General features: G+C 68.0%; 6 protein-coding genes. 2 read left to right on the top strand and 4 right to left on the bottom strand.

Annotated features, from left to right (window positions below; genetic code table 11):
- Positions 1–506 precede the first annotated feature (506 nt).
- The 4 genes from AAH991_RS39680 to AAH991_RS40625 all read right to left on the bottom strand — a co-directional run bounded on the left by AAH991_RS39680 (position 507) and on the right by AAH991_RS40625 (position 5,568).
- Complete coding sequence (locus AAH991_RS39680) at positions 507–1,514, bottom strand: LacI family DNA-binding transcriptional regulator (protein WP_346231115.1); 1,008 nt, start codon at positions 1,512–1,514, stop codon at positions 507–509.
- A gap of 35 nt (positions 1,515–1,549) precedes the next feature.
- A complete protein-coding gene (locus AAH991_RS39675; RefSeq protein WP_346231114.1) occupies positions 1,550–2,902 on the bottom strand; it encodes an amidohydrolase family protein in 1,353 nt (450 codons plus the stop codon).
- Between the two features lie 10 nt (positions 2,903–2,912).
- Positions 2,913–4,037 (bottom strand): NAD(P)/FAD-dependent oxidoreductase, encoded by a 1,125-nt coding sequence (locus tag AAH991_RS39670; protein ID WP_169988446.1) that lies wholly within the window; start codon positions 4,035–4,037, stop codon positions 2,913–2,915.
- Between the two features lie 1,252 nt (positions 4,038–5,289).
- Positions 5,290–5,568: a DNA methyltransferase gene (locus tag AAH991_RS40625; protein WP_428834096.1), complete on the bottom strand. Its 279-nt coding sequence runs from the start codon at positions 5,566–5,568 to the stop codon at positions 5,290–5,292.
- Here AAH991_RS40625 and AAH991_RS39660 point away from each other — a divergent pair.
- Entirely contained in the window at positions 5,567–5,746 is a 180-nt protein-coding gene (locus tag AAH991_RS39660) for a hypothetical protein (protein WP_428834095.1), read from the top strand. The genes AAH991_RS40625 and AAH991_RS39660 overlap by 2 nt on opposite strands.
- A gap of 34 nt (positions 5,747–5,780) precedes the next feature.
- Positions 5,781–6,119 carry a CU044_2847 family protein gene (locus tag AAH991_RS39655; RefSeq protein WP_346231112.1) on the top strand — a complete coding sequence of 113 codons (339 nt, stop codon included), beginning with the start codon at positions 5,781–5,783 and terminating at the stop codon, positions 6,117–6,119.
- Positions 6,120–6,178: the final 59 nt, after the last annotated feature.

Genomic DNA, 6,178 nt, shown 5'->3' with positions numbered 1-6,178 from the left:
GTGTCGGGACGGCGGGATTTGAACCCACGACCCCTTGACCCCCAGGACGTTGGAGTAGGCGTTTTCGCAGCCCAACGGCGTTCAGGTAACTCCGGACTGCGTCCAGTGACGTGCGGATTGTTCGACTGCGCGCAAGACGTGTGATCCTCACCTGGTCCCCGGGCGGGACTGTCCCGCCAGCAGTCTGCTTGACGTACGACGAAACGACCCTCGTCTCGGGCCGAGGTCAGCGCAGGGATGCGAAGAACGCGCGGATGTCGTCGGCCACGAGGTCGGGGCGTTCCAGCGAGGCGAAGTGGCCGCCCACGTCTGGTACGGCTCGAACCTGTGGACGCGATCCTCCACGCCGACCACCCGCTGGCGGACGCCCCCGCGATCCGTCCGGCACAGTTGCGCGACGGCGTGCTGTGGACCCCCGGCCCGCTCCACCGGCTGGACTTCCTGCACCGGCTTCGCCACGGCCTTCGGCATCCACCAGCACGCCGAAGGCACGAATCTGTACGGGATCAGGCCTTCTGGCGCTCGCCGCACGAGGTGCGGGCGACCAACGTAGGCGCGAAGACCAACTCGACCGGCCCGCTGGGGCGGTCGACGACGAGTTCGCCCGCCTTCAGGCCCATCTGGTAGGAGGGCTGGGCGATCACGGTGATCCCGAGCGCGGTGGCCCACGGAAAATCGTCCATCGTCACGAACGCGATGTCGCCGGGGATGGCGATGCCGCGAGCGGTGAGGGCCGCGTGGACCGCGACGGTGAGTCGGCCGGTGGTGCAGACGATCGCGTCCAATGGCTCGCCGCGATCACGGCCACGGACGAGCAGCGTGTCGACGGCACCGCTCACCTCGTCTTCGGTTTCCGCGACCATCACCGCGTCCTCGGGCAAGGGCAGCCCCAGGTCCGCGAGGGCCCGCCTCAGCCCCGCCGTGCGCTCGATCTGAGACGTGCGGCGTCCCGAGGACACGACGCCTATGGACGACCGCCCGCACCCGGCCAGATGGACGGCCATCAGCCGCCCGGCCTCGACGTTGTCCAAGCTGATCGAGTGCATGCCGGGCGGCGCGTCCAGCACGGAGCGCGCGATGATCACGCAGGGGGTGCCGTTCTCGGCCATCCGGCGTGTCCGGCCATCGGTCGCTTCGCCGGTCGTCACGATCAGGCCACGCACCCTCTGTTCGTCCATGGTCCGTACCTGGGCGACCTCGCGGTCGACGCGACGGAAGGTGTTGGCGAGCATGACGAGGCTGTCGTTTGCGGCCGCCACCTCGTCGATGCCGCGGATCAGGTCCAGGTAGAACGGGCTGCTCAGGTCGCGGATGACGACTCCGATCGTGCTGGAGCGTCCGGCGAAGACGCCCCTGGTGAGCGCGTTGGGGGTGTACTCGAGACGAGAGACCGCTTCCCACACCCGGGTGGCGGTCGCCTCGGTGACGGCGCCGCCGTTGAGGACGCGGGAGACCGTGGCCGTGGACACGCCGGCGTCCGCGGCGACGTCGCCGATGGTCGCTCGTTTCACCATGATTCTCCCGGTCCCCCCAGCAGTTCCGGCGCCGGTCAGGCGGCGACGCGCCGACCGGCTCTCGCGACGATCTCGCCACCGACCATGACGATCCCCACGTGGTGGAGCTCCGCAGGGTCCGTCAGCACGAGGTCGGCGATCATTCCCGGCAGGATACGGCCACGCCGCGGCGCCACGCCGGGGATGGCGTCCGCGACGTTGGCGGTCGCCATCGCGACCGCCGCCGGCAGACTCACCACACCCGCCTTGATGGATCGGTCGATCGCCAGCAGGATCGGGTCGTGGTGGCCGCCCGCGTAGTCGGTCGAGATCGTGTCGACCACCCCCGCGGAAAACATCGCATAAAGCAATTCCGGCCCCGTTGTGAGCCGCTGTGCCCCGAAGGTGTCCAGGGTGGAGACATCCACGATCGCACCCATCTCCTTGAGCCGTCCGGCGTGCTCGACCGCCTCGCGGAGCTCGAAGCTCGAGTGGTTGGAGTGCCCGGCGATCAGCGTCACGTCCGTCTCCGCGATGGAGGCGACCTGTGTCATCGATGCCGCCGCGTTGTGCACCAGCACCGGGACGCCCGCCTCGCGAGCTTGCCCGGCCGCCTCGGCGAGCCCGTGCAAGGCGATGTCGAAGGCCGGCAGCACGATGCCGGAGACGATCTCACGGGTGTCCTCGACCGAGAACGTGCCAGTCAGGCCCGCGCTCGCCAGGGCCTCCTCGACACGGTCCCGATCGAACGCCTTCTCCGAGATGTGCCGGCCCAGCACCGCGGTCTTCAGCCCGTTCGCCTGCCGGGGTGTGATCTTCACGCCGGTACGTCTCTCGATCTCGGCCGGGATGTACATGTAACTCGCCCCGCCCCCACCGAGGGTGTGTCCCGCCCCGATCTCGCCGAGCGCGACCGCGCCGGCGCGTACCGCGTGCCGCGCGGTGAACATGCGGTTCGCCTCGGTGAGGCCGCCGCCGTCGGCGATGGTCGCCGCCGCCAGGCACGCCGGGGTGTTGCACGAGGCGAGTTTGACGTTGATCGGGTGCGCTTCACCGGTGCGCGCGAGCGCCTCGGCGGTGACGAACCCGTCCACGCAGAGCACCGTGGTCGTCCCTTCCAGCAGGTGCCGGTCGAGGTTGGCGAGGACCTGCTCGTGTGGCAGGCCCACGTGTCCGCTGGGAAACAGCGGTCCGTACGCGGTGCCATGTGTGTGGTTGTTGATCAGTCCGGGGATAACCAGCATTCCGGCCGCGTCAACGATCTCGTCCACCGTGCCGTAGGCGTCAGCCGGTCGCGCGGGAACGATCTCGCGAATGGTGCCCCCCGTGACGACGACGTCCACCCCGTGCCGTGGCTCCGTGCCCGTGCCGTCGACCAGGTCGCAGCCATGCAGGACGATCGTGCGCATGATCCCTCCGTTACCGGGCCGCCAGTGCCGGCCGCTCGAACCGGAACGCGGCCAGCGCGTCGTCGTGGTCCTCACCGAGCACCTCGCCGGCGACCAGGTCGCCGGCGTGCACGCTGAGCGTCGCGCCGCTGTGCGAGACCGCGAAGTGGAAGTTGGGCAGCGCGACGACCCGGCCGAGTACCGGCAGGCCGTCGCCGGGGATGGGCCGTTGACCGACCCGGACGGCTTCCACGGTCGAGGCTCGCATTCCCGGGTACAGCGCACGACCGGCCTCGACCACCTTGTCGATGGCCGACGGGTCGACGCTGATCTCCCCGGTGCCGGACACGTGTGCCGTGCCGTCGATCTCATGGGTGTGCAGCAGCAGCCGCCCGCCGCCATCCGGGCGTAGGTGGACGTGCGGGGCATGGATGACGCGCGAGACCGATACCGCGACCGGTGAGGAGCAGACGAGCACACCGCGGGTGTTGCGCATGGGCAGAACCAGTCCGGCCAGCGCGGCGATCCCGGCGGCCTGGGGTCCTGCACAGTTCACGACCGCATCCGCGAGGAGCCGCCGGCCGGAGGCGAGCCGCACGGCGCGCACCGTGCCCGCAGTCACCTCCAGTGCGGTGACGGCGTCGTTCGCCGCCAATTCGGAGCCGCCGGCCACCGCCCTCGACAGCAGGTGGGCGATCAGGCGCACCGGCTCGATCCAGCCTTCGCGCGGGAAGTAGGCGATCTCGCCCGCCGGCAACTCGGCGGGGTCCATGTCCGGTTCCAGGCCCAGAGCCTCCGCTCGGCTGAGCCACCGTGCCTCGTATCCGTAGTCGAGGACGCCCGCAACCTTCTTGCGCAGTGCCTCGCGCCCGGCGTCGTCGGCGGCCCATTCGAGGTTGCCGCCCTCGTGGTACCAGTCGCCATGAGGCACGTCGGTGGCCAGCTTGCGATGGGCCGCCATACTCGCGACGCTGAAATCGTGGTACGACCGCGGCTGCTTGCCGCAGGAGTTGGTCCACGAGAACGTCGCACCAGAGCTGCCAGCCGCCGGTGCACCGGCGTCAACGACCGTGACACGAGCGCCCCGCCGCGTCAGCGCGGCGGTCACCGCCGCACCGTAGACGCCGGCACCGATGACGACCACATGCTCGACCATGCTGATCCGGTCTCCCTCGTCTTTCGTGGGCTTGTCGGGTCGTTTCGGGTGTCGCCGATCTCGGCGCTCATCGTCTAAGCCGGGGCGAATGAAAGGGAACTGATGACCTCGGATCGACGGCTTACGCCCTCTCGAAAGTAACTAGTTGCTGTAACTAGTTACAAGCAAAGCATGCGCCGTTCCGCGTGTCAATCTAATCTGCCCTGCACGGCCTTCGAAGAGGTGACGGCGCCCGTCCGCCGCTCACTCCGTGCGGGTCTTCGCCCGTCGCCGGAACAGTTACCCAGGGCGACGGAGCCGGCTCGCCCGAGTGTACGTGCTACTTCCAGAGCGTTCCCCGCATTCTGACGGTCCTCGTCCGCAGGGGAGGAGTGGGTCAGTTCGCACGTTCTCTGCCTACGGCGAATCGCTGTGCATCGCAAACGACCTGCGATAACACTTCCGTGCATTGTCATCGCTTGCCACTCACAGGGGATTACCTTATGCAGTCGATCTACCAACTCAAGCACTCGCAAGAACGTGTCGACAGCGACAATGCCTGGGAAGGTAAACAGATCCTGCTCCCCTCTGCTGCCCATTCAGACGCAGAAGGGACCTCACAGGGCGACGAGAATTCGGGAGAGCACGCTTTAGCTACCGCGAAGGCGACGAGATCTCTCACAGGGGCAATGAAGTCCACTACTAGATCGATCACCGCCGTCAACGGGACCGAATTTGGGCCAGCAATCACGTCTGCGATGCTGTGGACGTTTCACAGTTCAATGCCTAAATCTTTTCGAGCTCGGTCCAAATCTCTTCATCGGATCCAAGGCCGGTACTACGGCAGACTTCGTCAAGCCGTACAGGCTGGCAGCGGTCATCGACCGCAGGTGGACGCAAACGTTCTGATGAGCGGACGCAATCACCCATCGAGCCGGTCCAGGTTGCGGGTGCCCAGCTTGATGAGCGGGCGGTACTCGTAGCCGAGCAGCAGATTAGCCTCGGCCTACGCCAATGCACCGCGCTGCTCGCGCCCGACGGTGTCGGCCTCACCGAGTAGCAGGTTCAGATCCCAAGTGGGCGGGATGGTCGGTCGAGCGCGATCAACGGAGTGATGTCAGAGCCGATCCCCGATATGGATGGTCCGTACGGGGAACTCGTCCTTCTTGGCCAGCTCGTAGGCCTTGGTGCGGCCGATGCCGAGGATCCGGGCGGCGGTCATGAGGTCCAGCGCCGGCGGCAGGTCCTGGAGGTCGCGGAGGGTTTACGTCCTTCATCCGATGCCTCCTGCCGTTGCTGATGCCTCGCGGATCCGCGCTACCGCCAGCTTGCAGCAGTCCGCGTTGAGTTCGATGCCGATGAACTGCCGGCCGAGTTGCCGGGCGGCAAGAGCCGTTGTTGCCGCTCCGGAAAACGGGTCTAGGACGGTGCCGCCGGGGCGGCAGCGGCGGCAATGGCGCGTGAACAAGAACGTGCCTGCGAGCGTGCACGGTGAGGACACGATCGGTGTGCGGATCGCCACCACCCTCCGGGAGGCGAGCGCGGTCTGCATGGACGCCGCGGATCTCATGCCCGCGGTCGTCCGCGACGCGTTCAGCAGCGCCGCCCTCGAATATCTGAACGCCCCGGACCATCTCGAGGCCCTGCTCGCCGAGCTGGACCGGATTCGAGAGCTGGCGACAGACACCGATTCGACACCTGGCGCATGCGTCCGGCGGGCGACTTCGTGACCAACGAAAGGGAGCGGAAGCGACGGCGGGAGTAGTGAGTTTCGACCTCGACGAGGGCGGGGGCTCGGTGCTGGTCGAGCTGCACTCCGGGTCCATTGTGCAACGCCCGTCCCGCAAGGGCGTCGACTTCGCGGAGGCGAAGATCTCTTTCGAGGACGCGCTGCGGGACGTCCGCGAGGCGGCGTCGGCGGCGCTGCGGCAGTTCCGGGCCATGGCGAGCCCTCCGGACGAGATCGAGATTCAGTTCGGGGTCAAACTGAACACGGAGGCCGGAGCGATCATCGCCAAGACCGGCGCGGAAGGCCACCTGGACGTCGCGATCAAGTGGCAGCGCAAGGACGACGGCCCCACGTCCCCGCGGCCCTCCGGCTGACCCCGCGCCACCGGCGCGGCCGGTTTCCTCGTCGACCCCCCTTGCCATGAACAGGACCC

The organism is Microbispora sp. ZYX-F-249 (assembly GCF_039649665.1).
GTDB classification, from domain to species: Bacteria; Actinomycetota; Actinomycetes; order Streptosporangiales; family Streptosporangiaceae; genus Microbispora; species Microbispora maris.
This window is presented reverse-complemented; position numbering and strand designations above follow the sequence as displayed.

What these genes read in the sequence shown, in the direction of transcription:
- AAH991_RS39680 (WP_346231115.1), bottom strand. Translation starts at nt 1,514, where the DNA reads ATGGTGAAACGAGCGACCATCGGCGACGTCGCCGCGGACGCCGGCGTG.
- AAH991_RS40625 (WP_428834096.1), bottom strand. Translation starts at nt 5,568, where the DNA reads ATGCAGACCGCGCTCGCCTCCCGGAGGGTGGTGGCGATCCGCACACCG.
- AAH991_RS39675 (WP_346231114.1), bottom strand. Translation starts at nt 2,902, where the DNA reads ATGCGCACGATCGTCCTGCATGGCTGCGACCTGGTCGACGGCACGGGC.
- AAH991_RS39660 (WP_428834095.1), top strand. Translation starts at nt 5,567, where the DNA reads ATGGACGCCGCGGATCTCATGCCCGCGGTCGTCCGCGACGCGTTCAGC.
- AAH991_RS39670 (WP_169988446.1), bottom strand. Translation starts at nt 4,037, where the DNA reads ATGGTCGAGCATGTGGTCGTCATCGGTGCCGGCGTCTACGGTGCGGCG.